The 19,633-nt window shown below is 47.4% G+C and carries 19 protein-coding genes; 7 read left to right on the forward strand and 12 right to left on the reverse strand.

Going from position 1 to position 19,633, the window contains the following annotated elements; translation table 11 throughout:
• Positions 1-46: 46 nt before the first annotated feature.
• The 3 genes from EKM75_RS06815 to cls all read right to left on the reverse strand — a co-directional run bounded on the left by EKM75_RS06815 (position 47) and on the right by cls (position 6,197).
• The gene (locus tag EKM75_RS06815; RefSeq protein WP_125693176.1) at positions 47-961 is read right to left on the reverse strand and encodes a prenyltransferase; all 915 of its coding nucleotides are present in this window, start codon (positions 959-961) and stop codon (positions 47-49) included.
• Between the two features lie 95 nt (positions 962-1,056).
• Entirely contained in the window at positions 1,057-4,152 is a 3,096-nt protein-coding gene (locus EKM75_RS06820; protein ID WP_125693178.1) for a YfhO family protein, read from the reverse strand.
• A 587-nt stretch (positions 4,153-4,739) separates the two neighbouring features.
• Entirely contained in the window at positions 4,740-6,197 is a 1,458-nt protein-coding gene (cls, locus tag EKM75_RS06825; RefSeq protein WP_125693180.1) for a cardiolipin synthase, read from the reverse strand.
• A gap of 118 nt (positions 6,198-6,315) precedes the next feature.
• Between cls and EKM75_RS12740 the strand changes: the two genes are divergently transcribed.
• A complete protein-coding gene (locus EKM75_RS12740) occupies positions 6,316-6,471 on the forward strand; it encodes a hypothetical protein (protein ID WP_164508747.1) in 156 nt (51 codons plus the stop codon).
• A gap of 129 nt (positions 6,472-6,600) precedes the next feature.
• On the opposite strand, the gene EKM75_RS06830 is transcribed toward EKM75_RS12740, so the two are convergent.
• Entirely contained in the window at positions 6,601-7,419 is an 819-nt protein-coding gene (locus tag EKM75_RS06830; RefSeq protein WP_125693182.1) for a DNA/RNA non-specific endonuclease, read from the reverse strand.
• 272 nt (positions 7,420-7,691) lie between these two features.
• Between EKM75_RS06830 and EKM75_RS06835 the strand changes: the two genes are divergently transcribed.
• The 3 genes from EKM75_RS06835 (at position 7,692) to EKM75_RS06840 (ending at position 8,832) form a co-directional block, all read left to right on the forward strand.
• Positions 7,692-8,234, forward strand: a complete 543-nt coding sequence (locus EKM75_RS06835; protein WP_125693184.1) for a hypothetical protein — start codon at positions 7,692-7,694, stop codon at positions 8,232-8,234.
• 58 nt (positions 8,235-8,292) lie between these two features.
• Positions 8,293-8,463, forward strand: a complete 171-nt coding sequence (locus tag EKM75_RS12745) for a hypothetical protein (RefSeq protein WP_164508748.1) — start codon at positions 8,293-8,295, stop codon at positions 8,461-8,463.
• A gap of 72 nt (positions 8,464-8,535) precedes the next feature.
• Positions 8,536-8,832, forward strand: a complete 297-nt coding sequence (locus tag EKM75_RS06840; protein WP_125693186.1) for a transposase — start codon at positions 8,536-8,538, stop codon at positions 8,830-8,832.
• 471 nt (positions 8,833-9,303) lie between these two features.
• On the opposite strand, the gene EKM75_RS06845 is transcribed toward EKM75_RS06840, so the two are convergent.
• The 5 genes from EKM75_RS06845 to lepB all read right to left on the reverse strand — a co-directional run bounded on the left by EKM75_RS06845 (position 9,304) and on the right by lepB (position 13,896).
• Complete coding sequence (locus tag EKM75_RS06845; protein WP_125693188.1) at positions 9,304-9,942, reverse strand: HAD family hydrolase; 639 nt, start codon at positions 9,940-9,942, stop codon at positions 9,304-9,306.
• 378 nt (positions 9,943-10,320) lie between these two features.
• The gene (locus EKM75_RS06850; protein WP_125693190.1) at positions 10,321-11,655 is read right to left on the reverse strand and encodes a C1 family peptidase; all 1,335 of its coding nucleotides are present in this window, start codon (positions 11,653-11,655) and stop codon (positions 10,321-10,323) included.
• Between the two features lie 155 nt (positions 11,656-11,810).
• Entirely contained in the window at positions 11,811-12,455 is a 645-nt protein-coding gene (locus EKM75_RS06855; protein ID WP_125693192.1) for a TetR/AcrR family transcriptional regulator, read from the reverse strand.
• Between the two features lie 253 nt (positions 12,456-12,708).
• The gene (locus tag EKM75_RS06860; RefSeq protein ID WP_125693194.1) at positions 12,709-13,173 is read right to left on the reverse strand and encodes a MarR family winged helix-turn-helix transcriptional regulator; all 465 of its coding nucleotides are present in this window, start codon (positions 13,171-13,173) and stop codon (positions 12,709-12,711) included.
• A 138-nt stretch (positions 13,174-13,311) separates the two neighbouring features.
• Positions 13,312-13,896: a signal peptidase I gene (lepB, locus tag EKM75_RS06865; RefSeq protein WP_125680547.1), complete on the reverse strand. Its 585-nt coding sequence runs from the start codon at positions 13,894-13,896 to the stop codon at positions 13,312-13,314.
• A gap of 339 nt (positions 13,897-14,235) precedes the next feature.
• On the opposite strand from lepB, the gene EKM75_RS06870 reads away from it, so the two are divergent.
• Entirely contained in the window at positions 14,236-15,429 is a 1,194-nt protein-coding gene (locus EKM75_RS06870) for a multidrug effflux MFS transporter (protein ID WP_125693196.1), read from the forward strand.
• A gap of 122 nt (positions 15,430-15,551) precedes the next feature.
• On the opposite strand, the gene EKM75_RS06875 is transcribed toward EKM75_RS06870, so the two are convergent.
• Positions 15,552-16,529 carry an aldo/keto reductase gene (locus EKM75_RS06875; RefSeq protein WP_125693198.1) on the reverse strand — a complete coding sequence of 326 codons (978 nt, stop codon included), beginning with the start codon at positions 16,527-16,529 and terminating at the stop codon, positions 15,552-15,554.
• A 96-nt stretch (positions 16,530-16,625) separates the two neighbouring features.
• Between EKM75_RS06875 and EKM75_RS06880 the strand changes: the two genes are divergently transcribed.
• Entirely contained in the window at positions 16,626-17,042 is a 417-nt protein-coding gene (locus EKM75_RS06880) for a MerR family transcriptional regulator (protein ID WP_125693200.1), read from the forward strand.
• Positions 17,043-17,085: 43 nt separating this feature from the next.
• Here the strand turns inward: EKM75_RS06880 and EKM75_RS06885 are convergent, their stop codons facing one another.
• Positions 17,086-18,294 carry a condensation domain-containing protein gene (locus EKM75_RS06885; protein ID WP_125693202.1) on the reverse strand — a complete coding sequence of 403 codons (1,209 nt, stop codon included), beginning with the start codon at positions 18,292-18,294 and terminating at the stop codon, positions 17,086-17,088.
• Positions 18,295-18,471: 177 nt separating this feature from the next.
• Here EKM75_RS06885 and EKM75_RS06890 point away from each other — a divergent pair, with 177 nt between their 5' ends.
• Positions 18,472-18,993, forward strand: a complete 522-nt coding sequence (locus tag EKM75_RS06890; RefSeq protein ID WP_125693341.1) for an acyl-CoA thioesterase — start codon at positions 18,472-18,474, stop codon at positions 18,991-18,993.
• A 61-nt stretch (positions 18,994-19,054) separates the two neighbouring features.
• On the opposite strand, the gene EKM75_RS06895 is transcribed toward EKM75_RS06890, so the two are convergent.
• Entirely contained in the window at positions 19,055-19,612 is a 558-nt protein-coding gene (locus EKM75_RS06895; RefSeq protein WP_125693204.1) for a GNAT family N-acetyltransferase, read from the reverse strand.
• Between the last annotated feature and the right edge of the window lie 21 nt (positions 19,613-19,633).

Below are 19,633 nucleotides of genomic sequence, written 5' to 3' on the forward strand. Positions count from 1 at the left end.
ACTATAACCCGGGTTAAACTGTGGTGCCCCATAATCGGATACCCGCCTAAAGCCAAGTTCCGATTGCAAACAATACCGGATAGGCTAAAAAGAAGAGTGAAGCGCTCTTCACCGTTGCCATGAACGTCAGTTGTTTATCTTGACGCTGAAAGAACGGCGTCATACCGCGCCACATCACCGGAAGCAAAATGGCTGCCCAGCCCGTAATTGCTGGGGCCACCCCAAAAATGACGTTGAGTAGTGGCCACAAACTGCCAACAACTAAAAACACCTTGATCAACCGAACGGCACCCCTTTTTCCGGTATAGTAAGCCAACGTATACCGCCGATTAGCAATATCCTCATCACGGTCAGCCGTATCATTAGCTAATTGCAGTGTAAAGAAGATCAGCGTAAGTGGCAGACACAGCAAAAATGTCACACCAACGATGGTCCAGGATAAGGGTCGTTGGCCGTAGATGGACACATAGACACACGTTAATTGGATTAGAAAGGCAATCGCCAAGGCCACAACTGCCGCAGAAAATGGCGTTGTATTAATCGGGCGCGGCCCAGCCGTGTAAAAAATACCGATAGCATACCCAACTGCGCCAAATACTGCAACCGGCCAGCCAGTTCTCAAGACTAAAACTACGCCAGGAATTGCAGCCAGTAAATATAACCCCCAGGCGAGCTGCGCCACACCATGCTCTGGCAAACCCAATCGACCAACTGGATTCGTTTGCTGTGCGTATCCTTCCCGGTCATGTGCATGTTGATAATCATAATAATTGTCCGCCACGTTGACCGCCAAATCAAAAATAAAAACCACTAGCAGGCACAAACCAACGTTTGCCCAGTTCACGACACCAACGTTGTACTGCGCAATGGCTGCCCCTAACACAAACCACATCACATTCAACAGTGCCGTGTAGATTTCTGTTAATTCAACAAATACTGGCCACTTGAGCCACCTTACCATCACCATCGCTCCTTTATCGATTGCCAACAAATTGAGTGTAGCAAATCTTACTAAGAAAAGCGCCCCTCGAATTCGAGGGGCGCTTTTCTTAGTAATTATTGAGATTCTTTACGTTCACGAAACCATCGCCAACTACTTTCAGCTATTAAAATTAGTCCTCCTAATAGAGTGACTAACGCACCTACTAACAGACCAGGAGTCCGATACGTCAACCGAATCTTATGGGTTCCAGCCGACAATCGGGCGCCCACAAAACCATCATTGACGACCTGTGTTTTTACCTGATGACCATCGACGGCCAAATGCCAACCATCCGAATACGGAATTGATGTTGTTAACACACTCGTTCGCTGTGGGCTGACTTCTCCAGTAACCTGATTGTCGGTCACTTTGGCGTGCTTTAACCCACGTTGCTGAGCAGCGTGAACTTGCTGGTCGTAGCTCTTGCCAAAAGGCATTGCAAGCAATTTAGCCGACTTAAAGTTGATCTGCCGCGTCGCATTAAAGGTAACGGTTATCGTTTCCCGACGCTGCTTAGAGTACCCCAGGTTCAACAATACCTGATGTTTGGGTTCGTAATCTGAAAGATTATCCACCCCAAACTGAGAAAACATTTTCGATTGATTACGTGTCTGAACCTTGACCCAATAATCTCCTAAATCTGGTGCGCTGACAGCATCCCGCCAGGCATTTAATTTAGTTAAATTAGACCGCGGTGTTGCTCCCAGAATACTGGTATTATCCTGGTCTTGCAGTTGTCGCTTAGTGGTCAATTTCTGTGACGTAATACCATCTAACGCTAAATAGAGTTCCGTTCCCTGTGCCCGTTTTGGCCGCTTTAGCGTTAACGTATAGCTAATTGGCTGCCCTTGAGCGTCACTCGTCATCTGGTGAAGACCATTTCGATTTGCCTGCGTGGTCGTCTCAAGAACCTGTTGATTCTGCACCAACACCCTCTTTAAAGCTGTCTGCTGGTTATTCAAATCCACCATGGGCCCATAAGTCTTGACCTCTTGCTTACTCAACAGACCATTCTCATCAACCTTCAGCTCTGGTGTCTTAATTGATGACCCGTAATTATCCAATTGCTTATCGTTTAAGCCAGTTTTCTGACCTGTAATCCCTTGCTTTAAACGATACTGAATAACCTTATTGGTACTGTCAATAACTGGAATCGCGTTCGGTGTAACTGTATAATCTAACGTTCGTTTGGGTGACGCATAGGCCGTTTGGGGAATGCCTTTAAAGGCATCATCAGTCACTGCACCTTGTGTCAGACTACGTTCCCGATCAACACCATCAAGCTTACGCCAAGCGTTTGCTGATAATGCCTGTGGCTGCGTATACACCAAGGGGAAATTGAGCTTGGTCGTTAAAATCTGTGTTCCCACACCGTTAGAGAGTGCGTATACCGGTTTTTCTGGATACACTTTCTTCTGAGCATGATACCCATAGGGTAAGGCTGCATGATTGGTCACCTGATCTTCTCGTGCAAATAAATGCTTAACCCCCAGCAATTGATTCAGTGAGGTACGACTGTCCGCCTGCCCTATTGGCGCATTCATGGCATATTCTGAATTTTGTAAGTCACGGCTAAATTGCCCAACGTAACCATTCTGAACAGAAAAATAAGACATCGTCCCCCGCAAGCCATGACTCATTGTCATGTTGTTTCCAACCGTGCGGAAGAGGTTGAAGTTCCGCGTCGCGTTCACCCGCGAAAAGGCGGCTGCTTTTTTGATGCCGTGATCAGCACCATCAAAGTAATCCAAAATATACCGCGTGGCATCGTGCCGCCGTAACTGCTGGGTGGCCTGAACGCCGGCATTAGGATCATAGTATCCCCAAGCATTATTAACTAAATTCAGTCCAACCAAGATACAAACCAAGCTGACTAACCACCGTGCCGTCAGCTGCGCACCACCCCAAATCACAGCAACTAAGGCCAGCAATAAACAATAGGTAATCAAATCCCGCTTAGCATTGTTAAACGTCAAACCATTACACAGGTAAATTATCGCTAAAAGCGCCATTGCACTGCCAGCTAACCAATATCGATCCGTCCGCGTTAACGTCGTCAAATGATCCCACAGCGTCATCGTCGCTAATCCAAAAGGAATTGCGGCTAACAAAATCCACCGATTAGAGGGCGTTGACAACACATTAAAGAATGCCGCGACCGCCGGAATCCCTAAACCGACCACGATTGCCACTAACGTTCCGGCTAGCCAACGTTGCTCACGCCAATGGACTAGGACATACACGCCGCCTAAAAAGGTCAGTCCGCTGACCCCCAATACCGCCCAATAACTCAGCGCATTCCCAGTGGTTAAAATGGCATTTCCTAACTGTAAATAGTAACCATTAGGATATAGCCACAGCCCATTTGCAAAAATAGACACGGTCCTGGTTGATTTCAGCATCATCAGTAGTGATGGTAGCAGTAAGATACCCGAAACGAAAACACCAGTGACCGCTGCCGCTATGAAGCGACCAATAGCTGGCCGCCATTTAACCGCCAACGCCCCTTGTCCTTGCAGACTGAAGAAACGAATAACTGCATAAATTAAGCTACCAAGTCCCAATATGTAAGCAAAATAAAAGTTACTAAGGATAGTCACACCAGTCATTAGCCCTAGAAATCCCCACCCTTTGCCTCGTAGGATTCGGTCAATACCTACAAACAACAGCGGTAGCCAAATCATGGGTAATAAAAAGAATGGATGGTGGACACCAACCATTAGGGAATATCCCGTAAAGGCGTAGGTAATTGCTCCCATCAAGCGACTTCCCGGACGAAAATTATATCGACGGGCAAATGCTAGAAAGGCTAACCCGGTCGCATAGAGTCGTAGGACGATAAACACACCGTACCCGGTTTCTAGCCATCGCGTTGGCAACAGTGCCAAGCCATAGGCAAAGGGGTCACCAAGGACGTAATAAGCCAACGTTGTGAGCTTATCTGCTCCCAGCCCCATCGTCCACGACCAGCCTGCCAATCCCGCAAAACCTGATTTCACTAATAGCTGGTGCAGTTCCAAAATGACAGGATAATGTTGGGTAATCCCATCCATATTCCAAATCAATGTTCGGTTGGCTAGGCCAAACACCCCAAAACTAAATGCCGCGATCACCATAAAGGCCAGGCTATACAAAGCCCATAATGGCCAACGGTGGTGTGCGATTTTCATGATGACAGCCTCCAATTAATTACTCAAGTTCCCGGTCCTTTTAAACCGACTTACATTAAATCTACAAATCAAACCGCCCTGTGTCAATCTTTCCAGCCATAAGATACCTGATTTTAATGTTTCACGTGAAACACTTGCATCAGTATTCCCTAAAAATTGTCTGGCCAAACATATACACCAAATTAACTTAAGAATACAAGCACTAGCAGTTGTTCAACTATACCGGAAGTCCCGACCAATGTCAGTCATTATCTCCGTTCTTCGTACCCAACCACTAAGATGGATAGTCGGTCCGTCAATTACCCCGTAACTTGATTGTTTTTACTTTTCATTGCTATCGGATACATCTTCAGGTACTGTTAACAGACTACGAAAAAAAGCCCGTGATTACTCACGGACTTTCTCACACATACATACTAGTCTGCTGATGCACGATGCGTCTTAGCTGACCGGTGAAGCACCGGCCTCAATCCAGCTAAAGACAAGCTAATCATCTCAGCGCCACCATCATACACCCGAATACCATAAGACCCAATTATTTAGCATTTTATCAGACATTTACCTGCCCAACGTGACCAACAGATTTGCTACAGAATCGGAGATAGTAACCGGGACGCCGTCTGCTTAAACTTCAAGTACAGTGACTGTTCATCAAACATTTTCGGTGTAATCAACTCACTATGCCGCATATCGGCTTCATAGATTTCCTCTAACTGAGTCGCCACCTGCGGATCATAAATAAAGGCATTAATTTCGAAATTCAGTTTAAAGCTACGATAATCCATATTGGCTGAACCAACGGAAGCAATCCGGCCATCAACGACCATCGTCTTCGCATGAATGAATCCATTATGATAATAATAAATTTTCACGCCATCATCGGCAAGTTGCCGTGCATAATACTGCGTTGCTCGGTATACGAACGCGTGATCCGGCTTATCTGGAATCATGATTCGCACATCGATCCCCGCCATTGCCGCAATCCGCAACGAGTCCAAAACACTGTCATCCGGAATCAGATAGGGGGTCTGAATCCATAACCGCTTCTCAGCGGTTTGAATCAAGCGCATGTACCCCATCTTAATTTGCTGCAAGTCCGAATCTGGTCCACTAGAAACAATTTGCAAACTGGTTTCCCCCTTGACCTTCGTCAATGGGAAATACTTGTGTTCAATACGGTCATCCTTAAACGGGTGATCACGATCCGTTGCATTCCAATCTAGCATGAACCGCGCTTGGAGGGAGAAGACCCCTGAACCAACTAACCGTAGATGCGTGTCACGCCAGTAGCCAAACTTTTCTTTACGACCAAGATATTGATCGCCAATGTTAAACCCACCGACGTACCCAATCTGTCCGTCAATCGTCACAATTTTTCTATGATCACGGAAATTCAACCGAAAGTCAATAACGGCTGACCGGGTGCCCAGGAAGGGCTCCACGTGGCCCCCCGCTGCCATCAACGGTTTAAAGAAGCGTTTCCAGGTCCCCATGGATCCCCATGGATCATAAATGACCCGCACTTCCACACCCATTTTCGCCTTCTTTACCAATAAATCCAAGATGTCATTACCAATCTGATCATTGTAAAAGGTGTAAAATTCAATATGAATACTTGAGTGTGCACGTTCAATATCTTCCATCATTAGGTGGAACAGGTTATGACCATCCGTAATCACCCGCACCCGATTTTTTCGGGCTAGAAACGCGTGATCCGTCGCCATAAACATATTAACCATATTGATAACCGAATGGCTAATTTCATCTGCTGGCATAACTTGATTGCCAATCTCTTCACGCTGTTGAGATAACCGTTCCTCAAGTTGAACGGCCACCTGCCGCTGCAGTCGGAACATGCGATCTTTCGGTAACTTTCGGCCAATGAAGGCATAGGCAATAAATCCAACTACTGGCAGTAAGACCAATACCAGCATCCAAGCCCACGTTGCCGCAATATCGCGTTTCTCCCGAAAAACAGTTACAAAGGCCAGTGCTGAGTTAATCACCACAACGATTTCCAGGATGAGCATGTAATTCACGTTCACGTGTAAACCCTCCTCTATTCTCTGTGATTTCATGATACGCTAAATCACTCAAATGTCTTTACTTTTCTTTAACTTTTTTGATATTTTAATTTCCTAATTTCAAGGAGGTCCTGCGACCATGTTTACTCACTTCACCACCCTGCTCGGTGGCTTGCACGGCACCAGTTCTTTTCGAATCGTTCGGTGGCTCTTCCGTGACAATCCCACGGTTGGCATCATCGTACTAGCTGGCATCATCCTCTATGCAATTTACCGGTACATGAATCGTCATTAAAAATCTAGCGACTTCCATCGCCAGTAACCCAATTTGCTTATCTGAAAACACAAAAGAGACCGGCAATTTCTCCGGTCCCTTGCTTAAATTAAGTGGGTCACTGATGACCATGCCGTACCCTGTGACGCCCTAAAAACTGGCCGCAGGATCACCGTATTGACTAGTCCCGGTAGCGTAATCAATTTTAACGCCCGCTTGGATGTTAAAAATATAAACATTGTAGGAAACCCCTGCATTTTTGACCGACTTGGCCTGCATATGCACGCCACGAGCCACCAGTTCGCTTCCACGGAACACTGGCTGAACTTGGTAGCGAACGTAATCGGTAGGGTGACTCTTCAAATAACTAGCCACTGGATTCTCGTAAGCGGTCATTCCCGGGTCATTCAGTGACCGCGTCCCGGTCATCAGGTTCTTTAAATTATTATTCTGCCCCGTCAGCTGGTAGCCGATCAAGTGACTCCGGTTATACAAATACCCCTTCTTACCATTAACGGTATAAGCCTTGTTTTTCCACCCGGTCGGACTGACGTAGAGCGGTTCTCGTTTGGCCGTTGGCATGGTGCTCTTACTCAGGAGGGCATTCGCCGTGGTTACCCGATTAAGGTTGTCCAGGGCACCATAGGTTGCCCAGGCACCCTTTTTCGTCGACAGTTCAGCCGACGTGAACGTTGGTTTGTTGTGATTCACCGCAACAATCTGAGTCCCGGTATATTTTTGATCAGCGAGTGCCTTAGTGGCAACGGACTGTTTAGGAACCGACGTTGCCGAACTACTGCTGCTATCTTTGGTTGCACCACCGACCAGACTCGAGGCCACCTCAGTCACTTTTTTAGCCGTTGGATTTCCCTGGCTGCTCAATCCACCAATTGCCCCAATGGCAATCACTAATATTGCCGCATAAATTGAAACCGTACTTCGGCGACGCCCCCGACGACGTTTACTCATAACTTACTGGTTCCCCTTTCTCTCTTCGCAAAACTAACGGCCTTAATTTTACCAGAAGAACATACGTTTGTCTCTACTATTTTATTATTAATAATCAAATGATGGATAATTAATAATAAACAACAGACTGCATGCCCCGCAACTTAACACTTTTTTAATTGCCCCGTAACTATTTACCCCGGACGACCATGCTATACTGTGGGTGGATAGAAGTAGATGGGTTTGTGTGTAACGCACAAAACTGTTATCATTTTCGATGAGGTGATTGAGATATGAAGAAATCCCGGATTTTTGCCGCCGCCATGGGGCTGTTAGCAGTATTTGCTATCGGTCTTGCTGGCTGCAGTAACAGTAGTAGCAAGTCGGGGAACAACCAACAAGCTAGCTTCAAAAACAAAACGACTAAGAAGGCTGACGTTAAGTCAACGTTGACCAGCTCGACCAAACTTTGGTACGTAACTGGTGCCATGAATGCGAAGAGTAACTCAGGTCTTGAGGCCTACCGGTTCAATAAAGATGGTAAAGTGACCGTCTACAACGTCAACAAACTCTACAAGTCCTACAGCGCCGCTAAAAAGGCCAACGCTTTGAACAAAGAAGGGACCCTTAATACCACGTTCAAGACTAAGGGTGACGACACCGTAATCAACTTTAAGGGGAAGTTATCTGACATCCCAATGACGCAAAAGTTCACGGTTAAAGACACACTTACTGGCAAAAACAAAGAAAGTAAGTTAAAAGTTGCCGGTTATCACATTTCACGTGATGTCGATCAAGATGTTACCAAGGCTGTGATGGTTAAGGTTGCCGAATAAGAGCCTATTGCTAAACGGTGCTGCACCTGCAGTGCCGTTTTTTTGTGGAGGAATTGACATGAAAAAATACCTACCCCTTACCCTAGGTGTCCTCTTTGTCGGTGGTGTTGTCCTCTATCAACGCTACCGTCATCTAAGTGGCATTGTCCTATTGGAAACTGGCATCCTAGGTATTGCCGCTGTTTTGGGCGTTCTGCACCTCATTCGCTTTTGGCGTGACCATCACTAACTTAGCCCCGGTAAAACGGGCCGGCTGACAGCGCTCTCAGTTTGGGTTATGATGGTGCAAAGGAGTGTGATGATGATGATTAAACACAAGTTTATCGTGGATACCGACCCAGAAGTCCTACAGGAACATAAGGAATATTTTACTAAACTGGTTAGCGAAAATCCCTGGCTGATTCCCGCAACTGTTTCGCTGGAGATCATCCCCGTTTCCCTGATGATTCATGGGTTTTGGAAAAATCGGCAACTCAAAAAACAGGTTAAAATTGAAAAAGAACGCACGAAACAGTTTCAGCTGGAACACCTTCCTGGCTATCGGCCCAATGGCAAGCCTCGCCCACTTGCCGATCGTCTTCATCACAATCAACACTAAAACAACGTAACCGACTCACTTAGAGTCGGTTTTTAATTGGCTCCAGTTTCTAATAAAATTTTTAACAAAATGTAACATAATCAAAAAATTATGTAGTATATACGTATTCCTTAAATTCTCTTAGTTTTATCTTTTTCCCATACGTATTTTATTGATCAATCTGCCATTAACAATTAGAAAAAAGTAATCCAACCCCCGGTTAGACCCGAATAAATGGGTTTTCGACTACTCATTAGAATATATTTATAGCTATCATTGATTAAACGTAAGAAAAGTTCACAATTTCTTCACATTTACCGGTTACGATACAAGCATACCAATATAAACCTATTAACCAACCTTTTTCATTTTATTCACCAAATAAAATGACGCCACTTGCCCTAACCAAGCAAGCGGTTCTGACCGTCCTCTAACCAGGGACGGCTTTTTTTTATCCAAAAAACCAGCCACAGAGGACTGGTCAACGTTTAGCTAAATAGTTAATAATTCCATCGGTGCCTGTAATAAATAGGTCGGTTCTTCCGCCTTAACTGACTCCGGATCTGCCGCGCCCCACAATGCTGCGGCAGTAGCCACTCCAGCGTTGTGGCCCATCTGCATATCATACTTCGCATCACCGATCATGACACTCTCAGCAGCCATCAAGTCAAAGCGGTCCAACAGATTTAGAATGCCATCCGGGGCTGGCTTATAATTGGCGACGGTATCGGATCCACTAATGGCTGCAAACGTCGTTCCCAAGCCGACCTGTTCAAGGTTACGTTGTAGGGGGACGGAATGCTTACTAGAAACCACGTAAAGCCGCTCACCACGTGCTTTCAGTTCAGACAAGGTGTCTGCCATCCCCGTAAACAGGGAAATCCCCAACTGCTCAGCCTGCTGATACTGCTCTCTAAACGTTGTATACAACGTCTCCAATTCCACAGCCGTTAACGCACGGTCTGCCATTTTAGCAAAGGATACCTCAATTGGTACCCCCATGTAGCTGACAACCGTGGCACGACTGGGTTGGGTTAATCCTCTAGCCGCAAAAGCTCGTTGGGTCGCAATCACTGCGACGTTACGAGTATCTGCCAGTGTACTGTCAAAGTCGAAGAAAAAATTGTGCATTTCGAATCACCTCATCAAATTAGCTGTCTGGACCTCATCCTTAGTTTACCCGTAAACTTATGTGAAATACCAGCCACAAGTCGTTTTATTCTGGAATTATCAGTGACCCTAGCCTAAGTGTTTCACATGAAACAATGCCAGTTAGCCAGGCCACCGCCGCCTAACCAGCCGGCGTTCACCCAAATTCATGGCCAACTAAAAAGGTCTGAGACAAAAGTTTCAGACCTTTTTGTGCTCCGAACGTATATGGTCGAAACGTGCGACAAAAGGCAGTCAACGCCACTTAACCCCGCTAGACAGACAATCCAAGACTGGGATTATTCGTCGACCGACGTTAATGCTCATTGACTACCAGCCTTTCGTCTCACTCTGTTTTGATTATTGCAGTGAATCCCACGCAGGTAATGGTTCTGGTTCCGTCGTTAACAGTGCTTGTTGGGCAGCTGTCAGATAACGCTTGTGAACGACGACCTCGTAAACGAAGTCGTCCATCCAATCGTCTGTCATGACAAAGTAACCCTTGTCACCATTCTTTTCACCCCAACTGTTTTCAACTTTCCAGCGAGTCGGTTCGTCCGCAACTAAATCGACACCGGTCAACGTCATCGCATGTGAGACCTCCGCCTCACCAGTTGCCAAACGCTGGGCCTTCGTCAAACCTAGGTCGACCCCAAACAAATCACTGATCTGATATAGATGACTGTCGAGGAAGCCCTGTTCGCGGCTCATCTGTTGAAGAACATCGTTCCCAAACCACACCGTCTCACTATCCTGCAATTGCGCAATGGCGGCTCGCTTCAAGTCTGCCATTGGCTCATTGAGCATCGTGATGTGCTTACCACCAACGATGTTATCCTGACTAGGTAAACTGTATAAGCGGTCAAATGGCTTATCTGGAGAATTCGACAAGACCACGTAATCGTCCAAATCAATGTCGAAGTACTTGTCAAAGAAGCCCTGTGGTGTCAGATCTGCATCGCGATGATATTGGTGCTTATCATCCTTATATTCTAAATCAAACGTGGTTGGCGGTTCACCAAAGGCGTAAGCGGCCATGCGATAAACTTCCTTCAACGCAGCGGCTCGCGTGGACGCAATCTGTTCTTCGCTAGCGCCATCTGCGACTAACTTCCGGAGTGTGAGCGCATCCTTCCGCAACTTCAGATTTAAGGCAGACCCGATTCCCGTCGTGTCGTTAGTGTTAAAGGATTCTGGCATAACGCTTGCCGGAACGACCCCATACTTTTGAACCAGTGCGGCCCCCATAGCCCACTGACCACCATCATCGTCCGGTCGTTGCAGGAAAAACGCCACTTCCCGATCATCTAGCGGCTTATCCGCCGTTCGTAGAATATTGTTGTAAAACATATTGGCCCGTTCGATTCGGTCCCAGAAAAATAGATAGCTCTGCGATAACTCGAAATCTTTGACCCCATACTTCGTAGCAAATTGATGACGAATTGTATTCAGTGTCGAAAACAACCAGCACCGGCCAGAATGCTTCTGGTTAGAAACTTTACCGGTATCCAATTCCACGGAAAACGTTCGGTCTAGGCGAACCGTTGCTTGGGGATCCTCAGCTGCTGCTAACACCCCATTCTTAATAACTGCCCGACTAATGACGTCGTGCGCGGGTTGTTGCTGTAGATCGGCATGTAACTCTGCCGTCTCTGCGGGACTTAAGACATGTGCCTGTTGACTATCTTTTGGCATAAAAAGCTCCTCTCTGTGGGATGTCCACCAAGATTCTCATGGAAATCTCATATTAACCATAGATTCATTCTAGCGCTCCACCACGCCCAACGCAATTAATCTTGAGTATTAAAAAAAGGAACCGGTTTAACCCAGCTCCTCTTAGCCAGCACCAGTTATTCCGGTGCCAAACCTTTTTCTAAAAATTTAATTATGAGGGATGCGGCGCTCGTTACTTCTTCATTCGTTAAGGTACTCCGCACTAACTGCGTCAGCATGGTCCCAATCATGAACTGCGCAATCCGGTCATTAGGCCAGTCAACCAGCTCACCAATAGCTTTTAAGTGGTCCAAAACTGGGTACAGGTTTTGTTTCAATAACGGCACCATCCGGGAAATCGTTTGGTCTCGTAAGTCATTTCTTACCAAAATCTCCGTGACCAATATCCGTAAAACTGACTGGTTTTCTACTACGAATTGCATCCGATCATTCACGACCGTCGCCACTAAATCATGACGAGATGAATAAGTTTGTCCCACCACCTTTTCGGCAAATTCCGAAACCAGTTTGGGCAAGACCTCCGTCATAAACGGCGCCAACACGCCAGCCAATAGTTCATCCTTGGTTCGATAACGCCGGTAAACTGTTCCCTCGGCTACACCAGCACGCTCCGCTATCTCTTTCGTCGTCGTGCTCGCAAACCCTTTCTCAGCAAACAATGATAGACTAGCCGCCAACACCTGCTTCTGCTTAGGCGGAATATTTCCGCTGGCCGCCATCACTTCCTGAAACGCCGTCTGAATATTTGTTTCCTTTACCATTTACCGATACCCTCCGCTAATTCATGATGACCACCTATCGACGTGAGCGCACTGTTTCCCAATCAAATGGACCTTTGCCACCACCAATGCTGGTCCCATTGCGTCGACTTTTTAAAACCGTCGTTTCAGTGAGTGAACACTCACCTTTTCTTTCTATGGTAAACCGGGCCAACCAATAAGTCAACCAGCTTATCAATTAGCTCGCATCTAGGGACGGTCAATTAAAAAGAGACCCGCCCAATGGCCCAGTCCCTCATCCTTGCTCGTTATTAATTTCTGGCATTTCATTATGTACGGCTCGCAAGGCTAGCTGACGAATCTCAGCGACCAGTTCGTCATGATGTTCCGGCGCAACGTCCGTCAACAAGTTGTCTGCGACCTCTTGGCGCAGCGTCACAATTTTAGGATAAAGCGTCTCTCCCTTTTTCGTTAACGACAGCTCGTAAACCCGCTTATCCGATTTAGACTGCCGCTTGCGCACGTACCCTAAATGAACTAGCTGGTTGACTGCCCGCGTCACGTTACTCGGATTGAGGTACGTCAAACTGATCAGCTTATCTTGGGTCATCTTTGGCCGCTCGTGAATCCGCAGAATGTAGTAGTACATGCTCGCATTCAAGCGGTACGGCTGCAAGCGCCGGTCTAAGGCAATTCGCGTATAGCGAGTCGTAATTGAAATCCATTTTAAAATGTCCGAATCGTTGTTTCCGGTAACCAAAGTACCGTCCCCTCCCTGAAAAATACGTGCGCAAGCATATACTAAATCGCAGGGCATGTCAAGCCAACCCTAACCGGCTAACCTGCCACAAAAAAACGTGATGATCACAGGCATTCCCATGAACCATCACGTTCTTATTTAGTAGGCTAATCCATTAACGTTAGCCCGCCGCGTCTTATTAGAGGTCCAAGCCGGCACCTTCACAACGCCCAAAACTTTGTCCTTGTTAACGAATCCCCAGTAACGGCTATCGTTGGACACACTCCGGTGATCACCAAGCACAAAGTACTTGCCCTTAGGAACAACTGTGGTGCCATTGCCCCAACCATTACTCTTCTGCAGACTAGCTAAGGTCCAGTTACCGGTCCCAGCATTCCGTTCGGACTCACTAATAAAACTCTGCTTAATTTTCTTCTTGTTTACGTAGATGTACCCATTTTTACTGGTAACCGTATCACCTGGTAACCCGATGACCCGCTTAACGTAATTGGTGTTTGCCTTAGCAGATGGGTCCTCACCATGGGCGTCAAAAACGATGACACTCAGGTGTTTAACCTTCGATTGCTTGAAGGCAAAAACCTTTTCGTTATTTTGCAAGTTTGGTTCCATGGATGGCCCGTCGACCCGCACCCGGGTAAAGACGAACTGCTTGATGGCAAAGGCGATAGCCAGCCCGATAATCACGGGGATGATCCAACTCATGACTTCCTTTAGTACTTTCATGATGAGGCTCCTTATGTTCAGAAATATTAATATACTGTTATCATACACCCGCAACGAAATCAGACAACCGGTTCCGTTTTTATGGTCGAGTCTAATCTTACCATTTACTGGCTAAAACCCCCATGCTTTTTCCCAAGTTTATTTTAAATGTTACAAAATTGATATCCCCCGTAGAAAAACTGAGCTTGCAAATTCGTTTTTTTCCAGCAATAATGGACAGATACATAACGAATAGCCATTTCATCCGCTGGACCGCCATTCTGCCCGACAGAGTAGCGGTCCAGTGGTGATTTGCCCCATTATTAATTTCATAATATCTCTAGAAAGGGCTGACAGTCTTTGAATTCTACACTCTCACGACGGCGCCAAATCTGGCTGACCTTACTCCTGGGAACCGTTAGTGCAACGGGTCCCCTGGCCATCGACCTTTATTTGCCGGCCCTGCCTCAAATGAAAGTTCAGTTCGCAACCAACGCTTCACTCATGCAGCTCAGTATCACCGCCTGCCTGATTGGTCTGGCCCTAGGTCAACTGATTGCGGGTCCGCTATCTGACCAATATGGCCGCCGTAAACCGTTAATCACTGGTTTTATCATCTTCGGCCTGGTCTCACTAGCAATGGCCTTTATCCATTCAATTGGTCTCCTAATTGGCCTCCGGTTCATTCAGGGGCTGGCCGGGGCCACCGGGCAGGTGCTCGCCCGGGCAGTGGCGCGCGACCTCTTCTCTGGCAAGAAATTGACGAAGTTCTACGCCCTCCTCAATACCGTCAACGGTGTCTTTCCCATCATTGCCCCCATTATTGGTGGCTTTATGATTCGTTACGTTGACTGGCAGGCCATCTTCATCCTGCTAGCTGTAATCGGCTGGGTCATTGCCCTTGCCGTTGCCTTGGGCCTCCACGAATCTCTGCCAGTTGCTGACCGTCAGACGGGTGGCTTCCACACGTCTCTGTTGTCCATGGGCAACTTGCTGATCAAGCCCGCCTTCTGGCCACTGATTCTTGCAACCGGCCTCGTCTACGGCGCCCTGTTCAGTTACATTTCTGCGTCGACCTTCGTCTTCCAAACCGGTTTCGGTATGCCTCCGCAAATGTTTAGTTTGCTCTACGCCTTTAACGGGCTCGGAATCGTTGTCGGCAGTAATCTTCCCGGGCAACTGGCTGGACGCTTCTCTAACCGACAGCAGGTCACGACCCTGTTGACACTGGCTGCGCTCACCAGTCTGATTCTAATCGGTTCACTGCTCTTCCCCGCCAACGTCTGGCTGGTGAGCGGTTTGATCCTGATTCTTGTCGTTTTAATTGGGGCCCTCCTCACTTTGACCGTCACCATTATCATGGATCAGGCTACCAGTAACGCTGGTGGCGCGTCAGCTGTCATTGGTCTTTCCCAAAATGCCTGCGGGGGCTTAGCCTCGCCACTTGTTGGTCTAACTGGTAGTTCCTACGCAGCAATGGCTATCATGCTCTTTATTTGTAACGTGGGGGCCCTTGGACTGGTCAAAGTTCAGGGTAAACTTGCTAAAGCTTAAATGACTGCTCTCACCAATCTGGTGGGGGCTTTTTTTTGACCGTTCATTTGATACTAACTAGCCCTGGCCATAGCAAAAAAGGCAGTCGACAACTATCGACCGCCCTGCTACCATAACCGGGTTTACCACATGTATTCAATTGGATCTTTAATATATTTATCGTAAACGTCCGTGACAATAGCCATCTGTTCATTAGTTAACGGTTTGACGTCCGCAGCAATTGTGTTCCGCTCAATCTGGTTAGGCGTGCTAGCCCCTGGAATAACAGCAGAAACCGCGTCAAACATCAAAATATAACGCAAGGCGGTGGCGGCCAGGTTATCCGTCCCCAGTCGTTCCTTCAACTCATTGGCGGCCTTAACCCCCGTTAAGTAGTCGACGCCAGAGAATGTCTCCCCTTTACTGAAGAGCTCGCCATTCCGGTTAGACATCCGGTGATCGTTGGGTTCAAAGTGCGTGTCCGCCGTAAACTTCCCAGTCAACAGGCCACTAGCTAGGGGCACCCGAGCTAGGATTCCCACGTTAGCCTGCTTAGCCAGCTCAAAGAATAACTTAGCTGGCCGTAACCGGAACATGTTGAAAATAATTTCAACGCTGGAAATGTCATAATCCAACGACTTAATGGCTTCCTCAACCCGTTCAACGCTGACACCGTAGTTGGCGATTTTCCCTTCCTGCTTGAGATCATCCAACGTTTTAAAGGTTTCTGGTTGGTAGTACACGCTCATTGGTGGGCAGTGCAGTAACACCTGATCAAGTGAATCGACTTGCATGTTCTGCAGGCTCTCTTCAACGTATCGTCTGATAAACTTAGGACTAAAATGTTCCACTGACAGGGGCATTTCTTTGCGACCGACTTTGGTTGAATAGTGGACGTCGGGGTGGCGTTTGATGAACTGACCGAGCACCTTTTCACTTAACCCATCCTGGTAACCATCGGCGGTATCAAAGAAGTTGACGCCATGGTCATAAGCGGCCTCTAGCGTCTCACTAGCATCCTTTTCACTAAATGGGGCCCCCCACTTACCACCAAGCTGCCAAGTCCCCAAGGAAACTTCGCTGATGTTAAAACCCGTCTTGCCCAATGTTCTAAATTTCATATTTGTTAACCTGCCCTTCTACTTGTTTCTAACATACCACTTGAAGTACACTTCAAGTAAAGTAGTTTCTCTATCAAAGAATAGGATGAATAAATAATGACCGAATTAACCATTTCCGAAGTCGCCAAGGCGTATAACCTGGCCCCCTCGACCCTCAGATATTATGAACGACTGGGGCTGATTCCTAACGTCCAACAAAGGGGCAACCATCGCGTCTACAACGAAGCTAATCTTGAAAAATTGAACAGTATCCTTTGTTTCAAAAATTCTGGCATGAGCATGAATGAGCTTCAAACCCTACTGAGCTATCAGGAAACCGGGGACGACCTGAATGAGATTTTAAACGTTCTGAATGAACACGCCATCAGTGTGGCCCAGCAGCTGGCCAAACTCAAGAAGTATCAACGACATATCACGCAAAAGGTGGCCTTCTATTCAGCTATCAAGGAGGCTGAAGCTAAAGGCGACCCCCGACCAGACTGGGCGGATTATAAGCCAACTTACGAGAAATAGGGGTATAAAAATGGACCTAAAAGTTGCTTTCAGGTCCAATGGCTTACGCCTCGTGGCTCCATTGCGTTAACTGAGCCACGACGTTTTTTAAAATTTTAATACCCAATTGATAGTCGGGTTCGGACCCCATCATCCGAAATGCCAACGTCCACGCATCGTGATACACGCTGACCGTCAATTGAAAATGCGGCATTGTCCGATAAGCACCAGCAAAATAAATCTGGGTAACGGTGATCCCAGAAAAGTTGAGCCGCGTATGATCAATGTGGCCGAAGTTCGCAAAAGAAATGGCCGCCTGGGGCCGATGTTTCCCAGCTAACCGCCGCACCAACTGTGGTGGCAAGGCCCGACTCATCCGATTGATTTCCACTAAGGGCGGTAGGTAAGCCAACTCATCTCGCATTTGCGTGATCGTCGTCTGGGTCCGCTGAACCACAGCCCCTAAGGTATCACCATCCTTAACCGTCATGGCCACAGGCATTTCACTGGTCAAATTGGCTACCTGAACAATGTTCGTTGCAGCCACTGGTCCGTGTAACCGTAAATCAACCTGGTACGGGATGACCAACCGTTTTTCACCAGTCAACGCAAATAACGCGAGCGCGTAAGCAGAAAGGAGCACAGCATTCATCGTGACCCCCTGTTCACGCGCTTTTTGCCGAAGCAACCGGCTCTCGACCCGCGGAATAGTGGCTTCACCACGGTGATGGTGAACGTCCCCACTTAGCTGTGGAAAGGTTTCCGTCGCATTATCGTGCAAGAGCGGCAACGCCCGGTGGGGATGGCGCAAGTGTGCTAAAATTTTACGCACACTACGCTCATTGGTAAAATTCGTTAAGTCCTGACCATCATATGCGGCAGCCAAGAGATACAGGTAATGCTTGAACCCTTCCCCATCGGCCAGTAAGCGACTCATTGCCAGTCGTAGTTGATCATAGGCAGCGTAATGAATCACCTGGATTTTTAACTGTGGCCCCGCTAGGACGTCAAGTTGAACCCGACCGGGATCATGACTCGCAGCATATTCTTCAACCACATCCGTCGCCACATCCGGTTCAACTTCAAATCGATTCCATTTCAAATTATACCGACCCAAAATCTGGGGAACCACCGTTTGAGTCGTCTCAATCGCTTCTTGTAATCGTGCCAAATCAATGGGGTGCGTCAAACTCAGTGTACATTCAAGTAGTGGATACGTCTGAGCCGTGTCCAACGTTGGCATCAAATCTAACGGTTCACCGTGGTAAATCATGCAACACCCCTCCTTACTCATTTATCCATAGTATAGCAAGCCAACTGGCCGACCTCTAGGAATTCACTGAGTCATTGTGAAAAATTAATAGTCCTGTAACCTTTGCTAAAGTCGCCGGAATGCACGGACTCTGGTAGAATAGAGGGAGATAAATTAACTGATGAGGTGAAGCTTTTGATGAATCGAACCACGCCCGTGTCCTGCAACGCCACACTAATCGTGACCAGTCACCGGGTTTTTCAACCAGATCTAAACGAACATGAATCCGTCTTTGGCGGTAAGATTTTGTCGCTAGTAGATGATAGCGCTTCCGTGGCCGCTGTACGACTAACCCACAAGACGGTGGTCACAGCCTCCTTTGACCACGTTAGTTTCCTAGAACCCTTCCATTTAGATGATTCCATGTTCTTGGAGGCCTATGTCACTGGCACGGGGACGCGCTCCCTGGAAGTCTTCGTTAAAATTATCGGCGAAAATCTCACGACCAGTGAACGTTTCGTTGGTTTCACGTGCTTCATTACTTACGTCATTGAGGACTCCCGATCAACACAACCACTGCCACCGGTTAAACCCGTCACGGAGGAACAACGCTACATTGTCTCGGGTTACGAGAAACGTACCGCCCAACGGAAACAGCGGCGGGCAGAACAAGCCAGCCTAAACAATCACGTTTCAACTGAATTTCCTTGGCCACTTTAATGTTTCACATGAAACATTCCGAGTTCGTCGTCGCATCTTCAAGGTGCGACGACGAGCTTTTTTAGCCTTCTGTTTCACGTGAAACAGCGCGCCATTCACTTGCTAAAATCCCATAAGAATAGAGATCCAACCAGTGGCCATCCTGGAAAATGGCTTCTCGATTGACCCCTTCCCTAGTAAAGCCGACTGCCTCATAAGCATGAATGGCTAAGGGATTGTTAGCATTGACCTCCAAATTTACCTTATGGAGACCCAGCTCATTAAATGCAAACGACAAGATTGTTTGCATGGCATCCTGGCCGTAACCCTGCCCCCGGTCACTGACCACGGGTAAGGCGATTCCCATGGATGCCCGCCGGTTTTTGAAATAGACGTTATTCAAAACGACTGATCCTAGCAAACCATCGTCCGCATTAGCCCGCACCATAAAGAAGTAGTGGTCGTCACTGTCCGGATCTGTTGCCCATTCTGCGTACTCCTGCGCCGTCAATGGGTGAATGGCATCAGCGGATAAATTCCGCAGCAATCCTGGCTCCCACTGGGTATCCTGCAACCACTCTGCATCCCCGTCTCTCATTTCTGTCAAATGAACCAACCGGCCTTGTACCACATCTTTCATTCTTGTGACCCCCTCAGTGTT

The organism is Levilactobacillus tongjiangensis (genome assembly GCF_003946345.1).
GTDB lineage: Bacteria > Bacillota > Bacilli > Lactobacillales > Lactobacillaceae > Levilactobacillus > Levilactobacillus tongjiangensis.